The following is a 15,569-nucleotide window of genomic DNA, read 5'->3' as shown; positions in this document are numbered from 1 at the left end:
GGCGTTTCCTCCGCGTGACGTGCCGTGGCGCGGAGGGATCCCCGTCTGATGCGGGGTGTTGGCGTCCCTCCGGGCGGGTCCTCGGTTCAGTTCAGGCGGCGCTGTCCCGCCGTGTCGCGATACCAGTCGAACGCCGCGTCGTGGGTCGCGACCATGATGCTCTTCACGTTGAAGTGGTCGTCGAAGCTCTCGCTGCCGCACTCGCGGCCGAGCCCGCTGTCGTCGACGCCGCCCCACGGCGAGGCCGGGTCGAGGCGGTGGTGGTCGTTGATCCAGACGATTCCGGCCTTGACGGCGGCGGCGACCCGGTGGGCGCGGGCGATGTCGCGGGTGCGCAAAGCCGCGGCGAGGCCGAAGGGTGAATCGTTGGCGAGCCGCAGCGCGTCGGCCTCGTCCCGGAACGGGGTCACGCTGGTGAACGGGCCGAAGACCTCCTCCTGGAAGATCCGCATCGTCGAACGGACGTCCGCGAACACCGTCGGCTCGACGAAGTAGCCCTCCTCGCCGCCCGGCACGAGCGCCGCACGGCCGCCCGCGACGGCCCGGGCACCCTCGTCGCGGCCGCAGGCCGCGTAGGCGAGCACCCGGTCGCGCTGCCTGGCCGAGATCACCGGCCCGAGCTGCGTCGCCGGATCGAAGGGATCCCCGATGCGGATGCTCTTCGCCTTGGCGGCGAGCTTCTCCACGAACGCGTCGTAGATCGTCTCCTGGACGAGATGCCGGCTGGCGCAGACGCAGGTCTGCCCGGCGCCGATGAACGCCCCGAAGGCCGCGTAGTTGACCGCCTGCTCGAGATCGAAGTCGTCGAAGACCATGACGGGCGTCTTGCCGCCGAGCTCCATGGTCTGGTGGGCGAAGACCCGGGCGGCGGCGCTGCCGGCGATCCGGCCCGCCTCGGTGCCGCCGGTCAGGACGAGCTTGTCGATGTCGGGGTGTTCGGCCAGCGCGCGGCCGGTCGTCGGGCCGAGGCCGAGCACGATGTTGAACACGCCCTTGGGCAGGCCGGCCTGCGTGAAGATCTCGGCGAGCTTCAGCGTCGTGAGCGGGGTGTATTCGGACGGTTTGACGACCGTGGTGCAGCCTGTCGCCAGCACGGCCGCGAGCGACTTGCACAGGATCATCAGCGGGTGGTTGAAGGGCGTGCAGTTCGCCACCACGCCGATCGGCGTGCGCCGGGTGTAGTTGAGGTAGCTGCCCTCGACCGGGATCACCGCGTCGCGGCGCGACAGGGCGAGCCCGGCGAAGTAGCGGAAGAAGTCGGGCAGCCGCGCCAGTTGCGCCCGCGTCTCGTTCACCGGACGGCCGTTGTTGAGCGTCTCCAGCCGGTAGAGGGTGTCGAGATTGGCCTCGAAGGCGTCGGCGAGGCTGTTCACCAGCCTGGCGCGGGCGCGGACGTCCATGCCGCCCCACTCGCGCGACGCGAAGGCCGCGCGGGCGCTCTGCATCGCCCGGTCGACGTCTCCTTGCGTCGAGTTCGGGATCCGGGCGATGACGGCCCCGGTGGCGGGATTGCGCACGTCGATCAGCGTCCCGTCGCCGGCCTCGATCTCGCGGCCATCGACGAAATTGCCCCGCGTCTCGACGGCGAGGTCGGGTCTCGGCACCATGTTCAAGATGCGTCTCTCCCTCAGAGGATGACGGCGCTCCGCTCGAGCGCCGGGATGATGCGCCGCTCCGCCCGGGCGACGTGGTCGCGCACCAGCCGCCGCGCCGCGCGCGCGTCGCGCCGCTGCACGGCGTCGATGATGCCGGCATGCTCGGCGACGAGCCGCGCCGGATCGCGGCCCTTGATGGTGGCGAGGCTCACCCGCACGAGCCGGTCGGCCTGCTCGATCAGGTCGCGGGTCACCGCCGCCATGCGCCGGTTGCCGGACGCCTCGGCCAGCGCGGTGTGGAACGCCCGGTTGTAGACGATGAAGTCGCCGTCCTCCGGCAGGTCCCGGAAGGCGTCGAGGCCCGCCAGCGCGCCGGCGGGCGCGCGCTCGGCCGCCTCCCCCGCGCAGGCCGGCTCGACCACGAGGCGGAACTGCAGCAGATCGCGGGCATCGGCGATCGAAATCGGATTGACCTGATATCCCTGGCGAGGGTGAACGGTGACGAGCCGCTCCCGCTCCAGGCGGAGCAGCGCCTCGCGGACGGGCTGCCGGCTGACCTCGTAGCGCTCCGCCAGCTCCTGCTCTCGCACCTCCGCGCCCGGCGGCATGCGGCAGGCCAGGATCTCGGCCCGGATGGCCTCGTAGATGTTGTCGCGGAGCAGCACGTCTGTGACCTGTTCACGTTGCCTCAGCATCGCATTCGTGAAATATCACGTCAACCGGTTTTGAGCCGTGTTGGACGAGCTGGCGCGGTTACGGGAGGACGGGCGATGCGGATGACGTTGGCGGGCGGCAGGGTCTCGGCGGAGGTTTTCGGGGGCGGACGGCCCCTCGTCCTGTTCCACTCCCTCCTGTCGGATCGGGCGAGCTTCGAGCGCGTGCGCGAGCCGCTCGCCGCCCGGTTCCGGGTCGTCGTTCCCGACCTGCCGGGCTTCGGCGGATCGGAACCGGTGCCCGGCGGCCTTGAGCCTGTGGCCGACCGCATGGCCGAGGCCCTGCGCGACCTCGGCGGTCAGGACAGGCCGGTCGTGCTCGGCAACGGCTACGGCGGCTTCGTCGCCCTGCAGATGGCGATCCGGCACCCGGACCTCGCGGAACGCCTGGTGCTCGCCGATTGCGGCGCCTGCTTCTCCGAACCGGGTCGCCAGGCCTTCCGGACGATGGCGGCCGTCGCGGCCGAGAAGGAGCTCGCCGCGGTCACCGACACGGCGATGCGCCGCCTGTTCGCGCCCACCTTCCAGGCTGCGAACGAGGCCCTGATGGCGGACCGGCGCGCCGCCTTCCTGCGCACGGACCCGGCGGTGTTCCGCGCCGCCTGCGAGGCCCTCGCAGGCCTCGACTTGCGGCCGGACCTGGCGGGCGTGACCGTGCCCACCCTGGTGGTGGTCGGCGAGGAGGACGAGGCGACACCGCCCGCGATGTCGCGCGCGCTCGCCGCGGGGCTGCCGGACGCGCGGCTGGCGCTCCTGCCGGGCTGCGCGCACGTCCCGCAGCTGCAGGACCCCGCGCTCTTCCTGGCGACGGTGATGCCGTTCCTGTCCGAAACCGGCGCGGCGGGGATCCGGGCGGCCTGACGACCGCGCCCTGGGCGCGTGGCGCGCCGGATCCCCGGCGCGCCGGCCCGGTCGTCGACGGGGGTGACCACCGGCGATGTCTTCGCTTTCACCGGAAGCCCCAGGCTGGCATTCTGAAGCTTGAGGACGTGGTCGATCACCTCGCGGCTTCGGAGAGCGACCGCCTTGGAGGCGGACATGGACAGACACATTCGCCGTGCGCCTGCTTGTGCGCTCGTCCTCGGTACGATCTTCGGTCTCAACGGCGTGGCGGCTCACGCCCGCTGCGACAGCGACGGCTTCCGTTCGATTAATTCAGATAGGTCAACAAAAATTAAATTCGTTAATCAATCGAGGTCTTATCGAGCGATCTATTGGATCGACTTTAACGGAAAGACAAAAAGCTATGGAGGTCTTAATTCCGGTGAAAGCAAGACGATCAACACATTCCTGACGCATCCATGGATGATTACGAACGGTCCGGGAGATTGCATTCAGATCGTCATGCCAAAGCCGGCCGGTTCTGTCGTGCGGATCATAGCTGAGGATGCCCGCGGTCGGGGCGAGTGACACTCAATCATCGAATGAGACAATCCCTGGCTTTGCCAGGAGGTATCTGCCGACGTCGCGCAGGCCCATGAGCCTGTCGTGGTCTCCAGGCCCGGAGGCAAGGAACGCGCGCGCCGCGCAGGCAGCCAAGCAGAACGGCATGGCGCAATTCTGCTGAGGCTCTTGGTTTTGCATCATTGTCGCTGGCGCGGTCCTTCGGTTCGCCGCCGAACCGGTGACCGCTTCGGCACTGGCCGTTGGCGGCCGGCGGAACGACGCTCGGGTCAAGGCAGGCTGATGCGGCGCCGGGCGCTCGCCCGTTCTCGGTTCGCGGCGCTCAGCGCACCGAGCTGCCCGGGCCGCCGGCCCCGCCGACGCCGCCGGCGATGCTCGGCCCATCGGGGGCCCGGCCACCCGATCCGGCCGATTCGCGGCGCGGGCTGCCCGAGTCGAGGGCCGCCACGTAGGACATGCACGCCTCCGGATCCGCCGGCCGAGGCGTCGCGCCCGGGTTTCGCAGCAGCCTCGCGCAGGCGCGGGCGATCGTGCGGGTCGGCGCCGCTTCCTCGTCGTCGTCGCGGGACCGCTCCGGCCGGACCGCAGCCGCGAACAGGGCGATGCATCGGGTGGGGCGGAAGGTTGCGGCATCCGGGCGCCCGCCGTCGAGCAGGGCGATGCAGTCGCCGCGCAGGCCCTCGGGCTCCGCCGCTCCCGCCGCCGACCCGGCCGGGCGCACCGGCCCGGCCGCCGGGCGCGCCCGGGAGGCCGGCGTCGTCGCCGGATCCGGAGAGTTCCCCCGCGGACCAGGGGCCGGCGACGGCGACGGTGCCGGCGAGCGCGGCACCAGTCGCGGCAAGCAGCATGGAGACGGTCCTCATGGGATCTGCCTCACGTCCGGTGTCTCGGTCGCCGGTCCTGCGCCGCCCGGACCGCGAGGATCCGGGCGGCAAGCCTTCCGCAGGGCTGCGGCCCTCGTGGCGAAAGGGGCTCGGGGCCTCAGTAGACGTTGCCGCCCTGGCCGCCGGCGCCGCCGACGCCGCCGTAGCTGCCGTTGCCGCCGGCCCCGCCCTTGCCGCCCTTGCTGCCGTAGCCCGCGGCCGAGCCGCCACCCCCACCCTGGCCGCCCTGGCCGCCATACGCGCCCATGCCGCCCTTGCCGCCGCCGCCGCCCTGGCCGCCATAGGCACCCGAGCCGCCACCACCGCCGCCGCCGCCGGCGCCGCCGTAGTAGCCGCTGCCGCCCTTGCCGCCCTTGCCGCCGCGCCCGCCCTTCCAGGCGTCGCCGCCGCCGCCGCCCTGGCCGCCATAGCCGCCGTAATGGCCTCCGCCGCCCATTCCGCCGCCGCCGGCGATGCCCTGCGCGAAGGCCTGGGGCGCGGCCGCCGTCAGGGCGACGGCCGCCACGATTGCGACGAGGGTCTTCTTGAGCATGGCACGATCTCCTGTCTGGGTGAGGAAGGCGGTGCTTGTCCGAGCGTCCCGCCGTCTGGTGGCCGGCTCGCTCTCTCGCCGGCCGATGACCAAGGGATACCGGCCACCCGGGACCTCTTCCGTGAGGCGGATCACACAAGCTCGGATACGAAAGCGTGGCGTTCGCCCACGCGGGTGATCTACAGTACGGGTGCAGTCTCCGCCGCGAACCTCGGTCCTCGCCGACGCTCGAAACGTGTCGAGATCCGACTTGTCCGATCCCCAGCAGCTGGCCCGCTTCCTCTCGGCAAACCCGTTCTTCGCCTCCCTCGGCGAGAGCGCCCTCCAGGCGGTCGCACGCCTGTGCGTGACGCGCAGCCTCGCTGCGCGGGAGGTGCTGTTTCAGAAGAACGACCCGGCCGACGCGCTCTACGCCGTGCGCCGCGGCGCCATCAGGATCGCGACCGGCACCGCCGAGGGACGCCAGCTCACACTCAACATGCTCGGACCCGGGGACGTCTTCGGCGAGGTCGCCCTCTTCGATGGCTGCCCGCGCACCGCCGACGCCATCGCAAGCGAACCGACCGAGCTGTTCGTGATCCGGCGCCGCGACATGCTCGGCCTTCTCACGCAGCAACCCTCCATCGCCATCGCGATCATCGAACTCCTGTGCAAGCGCGTGCGCTGGATGAGCGAACGCATGGAGGAGACGACCTTCCTGCCGGTGCCGGCCCGTCTCGGCCGCCGGCTCGTCGCCCTGGCCGACGATTACGGCGACGACATCCAGATCACGCAGGAGGAGCTGGCGGTCTTCGCCAACACGAGCCGCGAGACGATCAACCGGCAGCTCCAGGCCTGGAAACGCGACGGCCTGGTCGCCCTGGGTCGCAGCCGCGTCCGCCTGCTCGACCGGGCGGCGCTCGATGCCATCGCCGGAACGGGAGGAGACGCGGAATGAGCGTGAGGTGGCTGCGCGGCATGCGGATCGGCCTGGCGCTGGCGCCAGGCCTGGTCGGCAGCCTGACCGGGCCGGCGGCCGCGCAAGGAGCCGGGTGCACCCTGGCGCCGCGCACCGATCCGCCTCCGCCGCGGCAGGTCCTGACCTGCGGTGACGGGCTGACGATCGCGGCCGAGACCGGGGCAGCCCTGACGGTGATCGACCGCAACCGCGACGGCCGACCCGATGCGGTCACGCTCGACGCGAAGGCGGTTCTCGTCGATCGGCCACCTGGAGCGGGCCGCTTCCAGATCCTCACCCCCCACGCCGTCGCCTCCGTCAGGGGCACGATCTGGGCCGTCGATGTCTCCGCCGACCAGACGTCCGTCTTCGTCGAGCAGGGCCGCGTCGCGGTGAGCCGGCCTCGCGGCCGTCCGGTGGTGCTCGGGGCGGGGGACGGCGTCGACGTCAGGCCAGGAACCGATCCGCTCACGGTCACCCGCTGGGGCGCGGCCCGCGTGGCGGCGCTTCTCGGCCGCCTCGGCCGCTGAGATGAAGGCGCGGTGGCCCATCACGAGGGTCGTCCATGCCGTCCTCCTCCTGGTCCTCGCAACGCTCTGGTCCGGCCTGCTCGCCGCCTGGCACCTGGAGGGGCGCGAGACGCTGCTCGACCGCCTCGAGTTCCAGCTGCTCGACCTGCGCCATCTCGCGATCGGACCACGGCCCGCACCCGACGCCGTGGTCATCGTCGCCATCGACGAGGCGGCGATCCGTGAGGCCGGCGCCTATCCGCTGCCCCGTGCCGCGCTCGCCCGGCTCGTGCACGGCATCGCGGACCGGCAGGCGCGCGCGATCGGCCTCGACATGCTCCTGCTCGACCGGACTCAGGAGGATGCGGATGCCAGCCTGGAGGCCGCCCTCGGCCGGGCGCGGGCCGTTCTGGCCGGTGCGGCCGTGTTCGCGCCGTCGCACGGCGCGCAGATCCACGATGGGGCGGGTCTTCCTGTCGCGGAGCACGTGCTGCGGCCGCTCCAACGCTTCCGCGCCGGAACCGGCCTCGGCCTCGTCAACGTGTCGAGCGACCGCAACGGGACGCCCCGCCACCTGCCGCTGCTGATCGCCGAGGCGTCCGGTGTCCTGCCCGCCTTCTCGCTGCGCGTGGCGGCCGCCGCGGCGGCCGCGGACCCTGTGCTCGACGCCGACAGCCTGACCCTGGGACCGGTGTCATCCCGGCTCGATCTCGGCTTCAGCCTTCCCCTGCGCTTCTACGGGCCGAAAGGGACGGTGCGGACGCTCAGCGCCGCCGCGGTCCTGCGCAACGAGGGCGTCGCCGCCCTGCTGCGCGACCGCATCGTCCTGATCGGTGCCGCAGCCCTCGGCATCGCCGACACGTTCGCCACGCCCTACGATCCGGTGCTGCCCGGCGTCGAGGTGCTCGCGACCGGCGTGGCGCATCTCGTCGCCGGCGACGCCCTGGTACGGGACCGGACCGTGCGGCGCCTCGATGCGGGTGCCGCGGTCGGCCTCGCCGTGCTGGCTGCGGGGCTCCTCGTGGTCGCGCCGTCCGGTCTCGCGGCCGGGCTGATCGTGCTGGCGGTCCTCGGATGGCTGGCCGCCACGACGCTCGGCTTTGCGAGCCAGGTCTGGCTCAACGCCGTCCTGCCGCTCGCCGCGCTGGCGCCGGTGGTCGCCTTCGGCCTCGGCGGGCGCCTCGTCCTCGACCGGAGCGATGCACGGCGCGTCGCCGCCGCCGAGCAGGCCCTGCGCGCCTTCCACCCCCCGCGGCTTGCCGCGCGCATCGCGCAGGACCCGGGCTTCCTGGCCGAACCCTCGGCGCAGGCCGCGGCGATCCTGTTCCTCGACCTGTCCGGGTTCACCGGGGTCAGCGAGCGGCTCGGCCCACAGGCGACGCGAGGGTTGCTCAAGGGCTTCCACACCCTCGTCGAGGAGCATGTGAGCCGCCATGGCGGGATCGTCGTCAGCTTCATGGGCGACGGCGCGATGTGCGTGTTCGGCCTGGCGGAGCCCGACCCGGGCGACGCCCGCCGGGCGCTCGGCGCCGCGCTCGAACTCGTCCCGGCCATCCGCGCCTGGCTCGCCGGCACCGGCGCGTTCGACGGAGCAGGCGATGTGCGCATCGGCATCCATCACGGCGAGGTCGTCGTCTCGCGGCTCGGCTCGGCGGAGCATCAGCACATCGCGGCGACCGGCGACAGCGTCAACCTCACCAGCCGCCTGATGGAGGTCGGCAAGACCCTCGGCTTTGCCCTGGTGGCGAGCGAGAGCCTCCTGACCGCCGCCGGTGAAGCGGCCGCGGCGCAGGCCGCCTTCGAGGGCCGATGCACCGTGGCGATCCGCGGCCGCGCGCAGCCGCTCGCGGTCGCGTATCGCTGGGCGCGCGAGGAGGTGGCCGACGGTTAGCAGGCGGGGACGCGGCGGAAGCCGATGCGGTTGCCGTCCTCGTCGAAGACCGGGCTGTTGCGGAAGCCGCACCCGCCCTCGTCGCTGCGGACCTGGCGGAAGCCGGGCTCGTCGCCGCCGCGGGAGCGCTCGGCGTTCTCCTGAGCCCGGGCGCTGGCCGCCCCGGCGATGGCGCCGACCGCCGTGCCGAGGATGCCGATCGCGATGACCTTGCCGAGGCCGCCGGCCTGGGCCTGCGAGGTCGGAGCGAGGGTGGCGCTCGAGAGGGTGAGGGCGGCGACGGCGATGGTGAGGGTCTTCTTGAGCATGGCACGATCTCCTGTCGGGGTCTGAGGAGGCGGTGCTTTCGCGCGCCACGCCGTCCGGTTGGCCGGCCCGCTCTCTCGCCGGCCGATGACCAAGGCGTATCGCCACCTGATCAGGAGAACTGTGAAGTGGATCACACGCGCCTGGACGGCAAGCCGCGCATGGCTCGTGCCGCACACACACCGAAGATCACACCGAATGACGGCAGCCGTGCGGGCGATCAGGGCGGGACTCGCTCGGGACCACGGGCCGCGCTGTCGGGCAGAGCCTGCTTGACTGCGGAGACCTGTCCTTGTGTCGCTGGCAGGCCTGCATGAGCCCGTGGCACTTGGCGATGCGGATGGGTTCCGGCCCCCTCCGCGGCACGATCGAGCAGCCCGCCCGCCGCTTGCGTGTCGTGAACATGGGGTGGGGACCGCATCAAGAGCCGTACTGCCTCGGCCGCGCGTGGTTCCCCGTTGGCGCATGCCGCCGGAGACCGGCTGCGCCGCAGCTTCAAGGCCGCGGCTCGTCGCAGGTGCGCTGCGACGACAGCCGTGACGCCGCGCGCACGCGACGATGACGGGTTGCCTACCGTGGGAGATCCGGGAGTCGATGCGGGGTGCGCCACCGCGGCGCTGACCGCCCTCCCCGTTATCAGCCGTCGACGCGCCCCGGGCTCCGGGTCGGGGCGCTGTTCCGGATCTGCCCTCGCCCTCTGGCCACGGCACATCCTGCTCCACGACCAAGCCCAGGCTTCCGGGTCCCGCCTCGGCCAAGGCTCGGGCTCCCTCTTCCACCCTTCCTCAGCGGTGAGGCGGGCGCAGCGCGGCCTCACCCTCGGCCCGGGCGTCGCCCATGGTCGGCGGCGCGATCTCCCGGCCTCTTCCGTGACGGCGATCGGGCTCGCGCTGCGAGACCATGCACCCGGACGTCGCTGCGCGGGAAAATGTGGGTGCTTCGGTGAACCCCGGCGCGCCGATTCGCGCTTCGTTCCCGCTGCCCGCACCCTGACCGTCGCTGGGACCAGGGTAAAAAGTCTTTGTTTTCAAAGGCTTTAATGGTCGGAGCGAGAGGATTCGAACCTCCGACCCCTAGTCCCCCAGACTAGTGCGCTAACCGGGCTGCGCTACGCTCCGACGCCCCTCGAGGCCCGTGCGATCTAGCTTTTCGGCCCCGGCCACGCAACCCCCTTTTTCGCGCCCGGCGCAACGGGTGGCGAACAGGCGCGGCCTTCCGAGCGGCGACTCCCAGGGACGTCCCGATGGGCCCGGTCCCTGTCGTTCCCCGCGGTTGGCGCCGATCAGATGGTGCGGATCATGCGGCGCGCGCAGGTGGCTCGAAGCTTGCCGGAGCGCCCCTGGGTCCCTCCCCCGCCCGAGCCGGGTTCCGGACGATGGGCGAGACGGGAACGCGTGCGGGCGTCCTGCCGGCCCTGCGCGACGTCGGGTGCGCGCGTCCGGTCAGCCCGCCACCTCCGCCACGAGGCCGGGATCGAAGGTGCGGCCCTCGACGGGGTTGGCCAGGCAGCGGGTGGCGTGGAGCACGAGGTCGTGGCCGGCGTGGAAGTGGCCCGAGATCCAGAGGTGCGGCCGGTGGGCGGCCGGCAGGTCGGCGAGCAGCGTGGTGGCGTAGAAGGCCGGCACCCACCAGGGCACGCCGGGGGCGTCGCGATAGCGGTCGGCGGTCTCCGGGATCGGCGGGTGGTGGGTGACCGCGACGGTCGGGCCCGGATGCGGGCGGGCGAGCGCGGCCATCATGCTCGCCCGGTCGGCGGCGTGGGCCGCCATGGCGGCCTGCGGCGTCCAGGGCGTGCCGTCGCCGAGGCGGATCGCCCGGTACTCCCGCGAGCCGGTCGCCGGGTCGGTCATGCGGGCGGCGGCATGGGCGACCGGGTCCGCGGGCCGGTCCGGCGCATCGGCGGAGAGCCAGCGCCCGGCGAGCCGCCAGTCGCTCCAGAGGGTGGCGCCGACGAAGCGCACGCCGCCGATCACGCAGGCTCCGCCCCCTTCGAGCAGCACCACCCGCTGGCGGCCGGCCGCGCGGTTGACCGCCGCCACCCCGGCCGCCAGCGCCGCCAGCAGCGCCGGGGCGGTGCGGGGATCGCCCGCCGGCGCGTAGCGCTCGTGGTTGCCCGGCACCAGCACCACCGGCCGGTCGCCGGCGAGCTGCAGGAGTGCGGCGAGGCCCCGCTCCGGCTCGCCCTCCCAGACGTCGCCGGCGCAGACCAGGAGGTCGAAGGCGCGCGTCGGCACCGGCAAAGCCGCCAGCGGCCGGCGCTCGAGGTGCAGGTCGGAGAGGGGGAAGATCCGCATGAAGGCTCAGGCGCCGAACAGCGACAGCACCACCGGCCGCCGGTCGAGGTTGTAGACCTGCGCCTCCCGGGCGGCCCGGGCGGCGCGCTCGGCGGCGTCCGCCAGGGCGGCGAGGCGGGCCGGCGGCTCGCCCTGGCGGCGCTCGATCTCGGCGGCCAGCCGCCGCTGCACCGTGTCGAGGGCGGCGGCGTAGAGCCCGTCGGCGTCGCGGCCGGCGAGGCGCTCGGCGAGCCGCAGGGCCCGGCGCCAGTCCGGCCGGTCGCCCTGCGCCAGCAGCGCCTCGACCTCGTCGACCACCCCGAGGGTGTCGGGATCGAGGAGGTCGAGGGCGCGGGCGACCGAGCCCTCGCTCAGGGCCGCCGCCCGCGCGATCAGATCCGGCGGGTGCGGAGCCTCGAGGCCGCGCAGCACGCGGGCCACCTCCCCGGCCGGGAGCGGCTTGAGGGCAAGGCGCCGGCAGCGCGAGCGGATCGTCGGCAGGAGGCGGCCGGGGGCGTGGCTGACGATCAGGAACAGCGAGCGCGGCGGCGGCTCCTCGATCACCTTCAGGAGCGCGTTGGCGCTGGCGAGGTTGAGCTCGTCGGCGCAGTCGACGATGCAGATCCGGTAGCCCGCATCGGCCGCGGTCGACCCGAACAGGTGCATCGCGCGCCGGGCGGCGTCGACGCCGATCTGGGTCGGCACCGTCTTGGCGCCGGGCGCCTTCTGGCGGCGCAGCAGGACCAGGTTGGGATGGGCGAGGCCCGCGACCTGGCGCGCCACCGGGTGGCCGGGGGGCAGCGCCAGGCTGTCGGGCACGCCATGCCCATCGCCGCGGGCCAGCAGGTGGCGGGCGACCCGGAAGGCGAGGGTCGCCTTGCCGATGCCCTTCGGCCCGCCGAGGAGCCAGGCATGGTGCAGCCGCCCGGCGCCGATCGCCTCGCGGAACGCCCGCTCGGCCGCCTCCTGGCCGAACAGGTCCGGCCGCTCCCGCGGGCGCGGCACCCCCGGGATCTCGCCGGGCTCGACCTCGTCCTCGCCCCGCTCAGGCGGCATCGGGTTTCCCCTCGGCGAGATGCGGCAGGCGGGCCGCCACGGCGGCGCGGATCGCCTGCGCGACGGCCTCCGGCGCCCCTTGCGCGTCGATGACGGCGCAGCGCGCCGGCTCGGCCTCGGCGATCGCCCGGTAGGCCGCCCGCAGGCGCTCGTGGAACCCCAAGGCCTCGGCCTCGAACCGGTCGGGGCCGCGGGCGGCGGCGCGGTCGCGCTGGCGGGCGCGGGCAAGCCCGATCTCCGGCGGCAGGTCGAGGATCAGGGTCAGGTCCGGCCGGGTCGGGCCGACCACCACCCGCTCGAGGGCCGCGAGCGTCCCGGGCTCCACCCCGCCGGCCGCACCCTGATAGGCCCGCGTCGAATCGCTGAAGCGGTCGCACAGCACGACGGCGCCGCGGGCGAGGCTCGGGCGGATCAGGGTCGCGAGGTGGTCGAGGCGGGCGGCGGCGAAGAGCAGGGCCTCGGCGAAGGGGCCGTAGGGCTTGGCGACGCCCGCCAGCACCGCGGCGCGGATCCGCTCGGCCCGGGGCGAGCCGCCGGGCTCGCGGGTGGTCACCACCTCGCGGGGGGCGGGCACACCCTCGGTGCCGGCGCGCAGCCAGGCGGCCAGGCGGGCGATCTGCGTCGACTTGCCGGCGCCCTCGCCGCCCTCGAAGGTGATGAAGCAGCCGGGAGGCCGGGACCCGGCCGCCTCCGCTGGCGATGCGCCGGTCACGACTTGCTGGTGATCCGGCTGAGGGCCTGGCGGAACCAGCCGGTGCCGACCTCGAGCGCCGCGTCGAGGGCGCGCTGGGTCATGCTGCCGGCGGGCACGGCCTCGGCGGTGTAGAGCGGCATGTCGAGCACCACCTGCTCGCCGCGGGTGACCTTGAGCCGGCCGACCTCGCGCCCGCTCTGCACCGGCGCGGTCAGCGGGCCCTGGTAGGTGGCGCGCGCCACCAGGCGGTCGCTGTTGCCCCGCGGCAGCAGCAGCCGCACCGGCTTCTTCGTCACCAGCGGCACCCGGCCCTTCTCGCCCCCGAAGGTCTCGGCCTCCGCCACGGTCTCGCCGGCGTTGAAGACCTGGCGCGCCTCGAAGGCGCGAAAGCCCCAGTCGAGGAGCTTGCGCGCTTCCGCGGCGCGGTCGCGGGCGGTCTTGAGGCCGCTCACCACCAGGACCAGGCGCTGGCCGTTCTGCACCGCCGAGCCGGTCAGGCCGTAGCCGGATTCCTCGAGGTAGCCGGTCTTCAGCCCGTCGGCGCCGACCTCGAGGGTCAGCAGCGGGTTGCGGTTCTGCTGGCGGATCTTGTTCCAGGTGAACTCGCGCTCGGCGAACAGCTTGTATTGTTCCGGATAGGCCTCGATCAGGTGAATGGCGAGCTTGGCGAGATCGCGGGCCGTCACCTTCTGGTCCGGCGCCGAGTAGCCGGTGGCGTTGCGGAAGGTCGAGCGCTCGAGCCCGATCTCACGCGCGTGCCGGTTCATGATCTGGGAAAAATTGTCCTCGGTGCCGGCGACGCCCTCGGCCGCCGCGATCGCCGCGTCGTTGCCGGACTGCACGATGATGCCGCGCAGGAGGTCGGGCAGCTTCACCTTGCTGTTGAGCTGGGCGAACATCGAGGAGCCGCCGCCCCCGGCGCCGCCGCGGCGCCAGGCATTCTCGCTGATCGTGAACTCGGTGTCGGGGGTGAGCTTGCCCTTGCGCATCTCGTCGAAGAGCACCTCGACGGTCATCAGCTTGGCCATGCTGGCGGGCGAGAACGGCTCGTCGGCGCCCTTCTCGAACAGGACCGCGCCGGTATCGGCGTCGATCAGGATCGCGTGCGGCGCGAGCGTCTGGAAGGCTTGCGCGCGCACCTCCTGGATGCCGAGGAAGGCCGCCAGGGCCAGGCCGAGGCCCACGCCCGGGGCCACGCCCCGGCCAAACCGCGCGGCGCGGCGCGCGAGCGCCCTGCCGGCTCCGGTGGTCGCTCTCACACGCATACCCCTGCCACTCGAATCCCCGGTCGTCCGGAGAACTGCCGCACTCTGCCGCCACACTCCGGCCCGCGCAACCGCGCCTGTGCCGCAGTGCGGGATGAGGAACCTTTGCCGGGGCGGACGATCCGCCGGCGACCACGGTTTATCCCGCCCGCCGCTCGGGATCAGGCCGCGGGCGGGCGAGCGCGACGCCCGCGATCCCGGCCGAGGCGCCGGGCGGCCCTCAATACATCCCTGCCACCTTGGATCGCGGCGGCTGGCCGGGCCTGTGGCCCTGCTCCTTCGCGTCGTCCCTGGCCCTCTGGGCGCTGGCGAGGCGCAGCGGCGGGGCGATCGGCAGCGGACCGCTCCTCGTTCCGTCCTTGGCCCCGCCCCTGGCGCCGGCGGGCTGCGCGGCGGCCTGCATCACCTGGGCCAGGGAGGCGCGGTCCGGCGCCTGCGGGCGATGGGCCGCGAAGGCGAGGGCCTGGCTCGGCGGGGCCGGCCGGTGGGCCGCGGCGGGGGCCGGCGCGGGCCTGGCGGCGCGCGGCGCGGCGAGCGCCGGGTTGAGGCCCTCGATTGCGGCCATGCGGGTCGGGGCCTGAGCCTGCAGGCGGGCCGGCGCGCGGGGCGCCTCGGCCAGGCGGGCTTGCATGCGTGCCGGCGCGGGAGCGACGTCCCGGCGCAGGACCTCCGGCTCGACCTCGGCGATCCGCACCGGGGCGGCCACCCGCGGCCGCTCGACGATCGGGCGGACCGGCTCCGGCTCGGGCCGGCGGAACGCGAAGGCCCTGGGCTCCTCCCTCGCCTCCTCGCTGGCCTCCGCCACCATGATGTTGGCGCCGGCGGGCGAGCCCGCCGGGGTGCCGTCGGTGCGTAAGGTGGCCATCAGCTTGCGGTCGTCGCTGCCGCCGACCGAGGCCTTGCCGACATATTCGACGCGGACCCGGGTGGTGCCGCGGCGGCGGAAATCCAGCGCCTCGGCCACCGCCTGCGACACGTCCATCAGCCGGTCGGCATGGTACGGGCCGCGGTCGTTGACGCGCACCACCATCGAGTGGCCGTTCGCCAGGTTGGTGACCCGGGCGTAGCTCGGCAGCGGCAGGGTCGGGTGCGCGGCTGCGACCGAGAAGCGGTCGAACACCTCGCCGTTGGCGGTCTGGCGGCCGTGGAAGGCGGTGCCGTACCAGGAGGCCAGGCCCTCGCGCACGTACCCCCGGGCGTCCTGGCGCGGCACGTAGGTGCGGCCTGCGACCACGTAGGGCTTGCCGGTCATCTGCCGGCCGCCGCCCTTCGGGATCTTGTCGTTCTCGCCGTAGAGCCGCGGGCTCGCGGCGACGCCGTATTTCGGGTCGATCTCGCGGACGGTGCTCCGCACCGCCAGCTGCTTCGGCGTCGGTCCGGCGCAATTGGCCGCCGCCAGCGCGATCCCCGCCACCGCCGCCCACCGTACGACCGGCATCGGCCGGAGGGCCCCCCGCTCCGTCTCCGGACGCGAGGAACCGCTCTTCCAAGATCCCGCCATCGACCCCTC

The 15,569-nt window shown here is 73.6% G+C and carries 15 protein-coding genes and 1 tRNA gene; 5 read left to right on the top strand and 11 right to left on the bottom strand.

The features are described 5' to 3' along the window. Positions 1 to 86: 86 nt before the first annotated feature. Together EU555_RS17545 and EU555_RS17540 are read right to left on the bottom strand one after the other, a co-directional pair. Positions 87 to 1,607, bottom strand: a complete 1,521-nt coding sequence (locus EU555_RS17545; protein ID WP_167858582.1) for an aldehyde dehydrogenase — start codon at positions 1,605 to 1,607, stop codon at positions 87 to 89. A gap of 20 nt (positions 1,608 to 1,627) precedes the next feature. Next, positions 1,628 to 2,260 carry a GntR family transcriptional regulator gene (locus EU555_RS17540; RefSeq protein WP_135416313.1) on the bottom strand — a complete coding sequence of 211 codons (633 nt, stop codon included), beginning with the start codon at positions 2,258 to 2,260 and terminating at the stop codon, positions 1,628 to 1,630. A 105-nt stretch (positions 2,261 to 2,365) separates the two neighbouring features. Between EU555_RS17540 and EU555_RS17535 the strand changes: the two genes are divergently transcribed. Together EU555_RS17535 and EU555_RS17530 are read left to right on the top strand one after the other, a co-directional pair. After that, a complete protein-coding gene (locus EU555_RS17535; RefSeq protein ID WP_135416312.1) occupies positions 2,366 to 3,169 on the top strand; it encodes an alpha/beta fold hydrolase in 804 nt (267 codons plus the stop codon). Between the two features lie 177 nt (positions 3,170 to 3,346). Continuing rightward, on the top strand, positions 3,347 to 3,718 hold the full coding sequence (locus EU555_RS17530; protein WP_135416310.1) for a VHL beta domain-containing protein: 372 nt from the start codon (positions 3,347 to 3,349) through the stop codon (positions 3,716 to 3,718). A gap of 316 nt (positions 3,719 to 4,034) precedes the next feature. Here EU555_RS17530 and EU555_RS17525 read toward each other — a convergent pair whose 3' ends face one another. Beyond that, the gene (locus EU555_RS17525) at positions 4,035 to 4,433 is read right to left on the bottom strand and encodes a hypothetical protein (protein WP_135416308.1); all 399 of its coding nucleotides are present in this window, start codon (positions 4,431 to 4,433) and stop codon (positions 4,035 to 4,037) included. Between the two features lie 260 nt (positions 4,434 to 4,693). Then, positions 4,694 to 5,128 (bottom strand): PE family protein, encoded by a 435-nt coding sequence (locus EU555_RS17520; RefSeq protein WP_135416306.1) that lies wholly within the window; start codon positions 5,126 to 5,128, stop codon positions 4,694 to 4,696. Positions 5,129 to 5,378: 250 nt separating this feature from the next. Here EU555_RS17520 and EU555_RS17515 point away from each other — a divergent pair, with 250 nt between their 5' ends. Genes EU555_RS17515 through EU555_RS17505 form a run of 3 tightly spaced genes read left to right on the top strand, consistent with a single transcriptional unit; the run spans position 5,379 to position 8,465 of the window. Beyond that, a complete protein-coding gene (locus EU555_RS17515; RefSeq protein ID WP_135416304.1) occupies positions 5,379 to 6,065 on the top strand; it encodes a Crp/Fnr family transcriptional regulator in 687 nt (228 codons plus the stop codon). Next, a complete protein-coding gene (locus EU555_RS17510; protein ID WP_135416302.1) occupies positions 6,062 to 6,595 on the top strand; it encodes a FecR domain-containing protein in 534 nt (177 codons plus the stop codon). The genes EU555_RS17515 and EU555_RS17510 overlap by 4 nt, the downstream gene beginning before the upstream one ends. Position 6,596: 1 nt before the next feature. After that, on the top strand, positions 6,597 to 8,465 hold the full coding sequence (locus EU555_RS17505; RefSeq protein ID WP_135416300.1) for a CHASE2 domain-containing protein: 1,869 nt from the start codon (positions 6,597 to 6,599) through the stop codon (positions 8,463 to 8,465). Here the strand turns inward: EU555_RS17505 and EU555_RS17500 are convergent. The 7 genes from EU555_RS17500 to EU555_RS17470 all read right to left on the bottom strand — a co-directional run bounded on the left by EU555_RS17500 (position 8,462) and on the right by EU555_RS17470 (position 15,560). Then, entirely contained in the window at positions 8,462 to 8,773 is a 312-nt protein-coding gene (locus EU555_RS17500; RefSeq protein ID WP_135416298.1) for a hypothetical protein, read from the bottom strand. The genes EU555_RS17505 and EU555_RS17500 overlap by 4 nt on opposite strands. Before the next feature lie 1,038 nt (positions 8,774 to 9,811). Beyond that, positions 9,812 to 9,889: transfer RNA gene (locus tag EU555_RS17495), tRNA-Pro, on the bottom strand. A gap of 324 nt (positions 9,890 to 10,213) precedes the next feature. Beyond that, complete coding sequence (locus EU555_RS17490; RefSeq protein ID WP_135416296.1) at positions 10,214 to 11,065, bottom strand: metallophosphoesterase; 852 nt, start codon at positions 11,063 to 11,065, stop codon at positions 10,214 to 10,216. A gap of 6 nt (positions 11,066 to 11,071) precedes the next feature. Further along, positions 11,072 to 12,100 carry a DNA polymerase III subunit delta' gene (locus EU555_RS17485; RefSeq protein ID WP_135416294.1) on the bottom strand — a complete coding sequence of 343 codons (1,029 nt, stop codon included), beginning with the start codon at positions 12,098 to 12,100 and terminating at the stop codon, positions 11,072 to 11,074. Beyond that, positions 12,090 to 12,812: a dTMP kinase gene (tmk, locus tag EU555_RS17480; RefSeq protein ID WP_135416292.1), complete on the bottom strand. Its 723-nt coding sequence runs from the start codon at positions 12,810 to 12,812 to the stop codon at positions 12,090 to 12,092. Before tmk ends, EU555_RS17485 begins: the two co-directional genes overlap by 11 nt. Then, on the bottom strand, positions 12,809 to 14,059 hold the full coding sequence (locus tag EU555_RS17475; protein WP_135416290.1) for a D-alanyl-D-alanine carboxypeptidase family protein: 1,251 nt from the start codon (positions 14,057 to 14,059) through the stop codon (positions 12,809 to 12,811). Before EU555_RS17475 ends, tmk begins: the two co-directional genes overlap by 4 nt. Before the next feature lie 220 nt (positions 14,060 to 14,279). Next, on the bottom strand, positions 14,280 to 15,560 hold the full coding sequence (locus EU555_RS17470) for a septal ring lytic transglycosylase RlpA family protein (RefSeq protein ID WP_425375127.1): 1,281 nt from the start codon (positions 15,558 to 15,560) through the stop codon (positions 14,280 to 14,282). Positions 15,561 to 15,569: the final 9 nt, after the last annotated feature.

Origin of the sequence: Methylobacterium nonmethylotrophicum (assembly GCF_004745635.1) — a bacterium.
Taxonomy (GTDB): domain Bacteria; phylum Pseudomonadota; class Alphaproteobacteria; order Rhizobiales; family Beijerinckiaceae; genus Methylobacterium; species Methylobacterium nonmethylotrophicum.
The sequence above is the reverse complement of the archived record's forward strand: the minus strand, read 5'-3'. Positions and strand labels throughout refer to the sequence as shown.